The 1,403-nt window shown below is 36.6% G+C and carries 1 protein-coding gene and 1 rRNA gene; both read left to right on the top strand.

Going from position 1 to position 1,403, the window contains the following annotated elements:
• Nucleotides 1-137 precede the first annotated feature (137 nt).
• On the top strand, nucleotides 138-686 hold the full coding sequence (gene gmhB, locus ESZ39_RS17460; protein WP_146881188.1) for a D-glycero-beta-D-manno-heptose 1,7-bisphosphate 7-phosphatase: 549 nt from the start codon (nucleotides 138-140) through the stop codon (nucleotides 684-686).
• A 618-nt stretch (nucleotides 687-1,304) separates the two neighbouring features.
• Nucleotides 1,305-1,403: ribosomal RNA gene (locus ESZ39_RS17465) — 16S ribosomal RNA — on the top strand; the annotation flags it as partial.

Raw genomic sequence — 1,403 nt, forward strand, 5'->3', positions numbered from 1 at the left:
CGCAGGAAAAATAACTCAAGGTAAGGCGCTCGATTGAGCAATAGCTGGCTATTGGGATTGAGAGCAACACAGCCTTGAGCTATTTTAACTAGTACAAGTGAGCAATAACTTAATGGGATTGGTATAAGTAGAGTAAAATGAAAAAAGCACTTTTTCTAGATAGAGATGGCATCATTAACATCGATCATGGCTATGTGCACAAAATTGAAGATTTTGAGTTTATTGATGGTATCTTTCAGCTGTGCCAATTAGCCACAGCTAAAGGTTATCAAATTTTTGTTATTACTAACCAAGCGGGTATCGCTAGAGGTTATTATGATCAAGCAACTTTTGAAGCATTATCGCAATGGATGGTTAACGCGTTTGCAGAGCAAGCAATAACCATTGCTAAAGTTTACTATTGTCCGCACCATCCAACGAAAGGTGTAAATAAATTTGTTATGCCATGTAACTGTCGTAAGCCAGAACCCGGTATGATCATACAAGCACAACAGGAGTTTTCTGTCGCTTTAGCTGAAAGTATTTTTATTGGTGATAAAGTCTCTGATATGCAGGCAGCCAGTAATGCTGGTATCAAATGCAGAATACTTGTTAATAGCTGTTACACTGATAAGGCTTCTTTAGAACAGATTGAAGGTGTAAACCGCGTCAATAAGCTTGAGCAAGCAAGTAAGTTTATAAAATAAGTTTGTTTTATCATCGTATTGCTTAATTAAAAAGCAAATCAACATTTAATGACAATTAAGTGTTGACGTGAAGCGATAAATCGCTAGAATGCGCTCCAGTTCAAAGGGGTCACCCCAAAGAGCTGTTTTAATAGGTTATCTCATACAGTTTAGGCTAATTTGATTAACTTAACGTGATAAAACGAATTGTTTGGAAGTTGAAAAAAACTTCAAAATAAAGCGAAATAAGCGTTGACATTAAAACAGAGTTGCGTAAAATATGCATCTCGCTTCAGGCAAGGCCTGCAGCAACGAAGCAAAGCGAATGAGATTTTGTTTCGGTTAGTTTTCTCTTCAGAGATAAACTAGCTTTCTTTAACAATTAGTTATCATGCAATTTGTGTGGACACTCACATTAACGTTGATTTTACATAGTTATCCTCGGATAACAAAAAAACAGCTTAATATGATGTCACACAAAGAATTAGTATCATTTAAGTCTCCGGATTTAAATAATACGTTTTATGTAGTTACTTTCTTCTTTAGTCGGATAGGAAGTAACACGACAGAATTCATTGAGCAGATGTCTTTTCTTAAAAAACCTTCGGGTTAATTAAGGTGAGCATCACAAACGATTTTTAATTGAAGAGTTTGATCATGGCTCAGATTGAACGCTGGCGGCAGGCTTAACACATGCAAGTCGAGCGGTAACAGAGATAGCTTGCTATCTGCTGACGA

It is taken from the genome of Colwellia sp. C1TZA3 (genome assembly GCF_007954265.1).
Lineage (GTDB): Bacteria > Pseudomonadota > Gammaproteobacteria > Enterobacterales > Alteromonadaceae > Cognaticolwellia.

Coding starts and splice junctions, on each gene's coding strand:
- gmhB (WP_146881188.1), top strand. CDS start 138: ATGAAAAAAGCACTTTTTCTAGATAGAGATGGCATCATTAACATCGAT.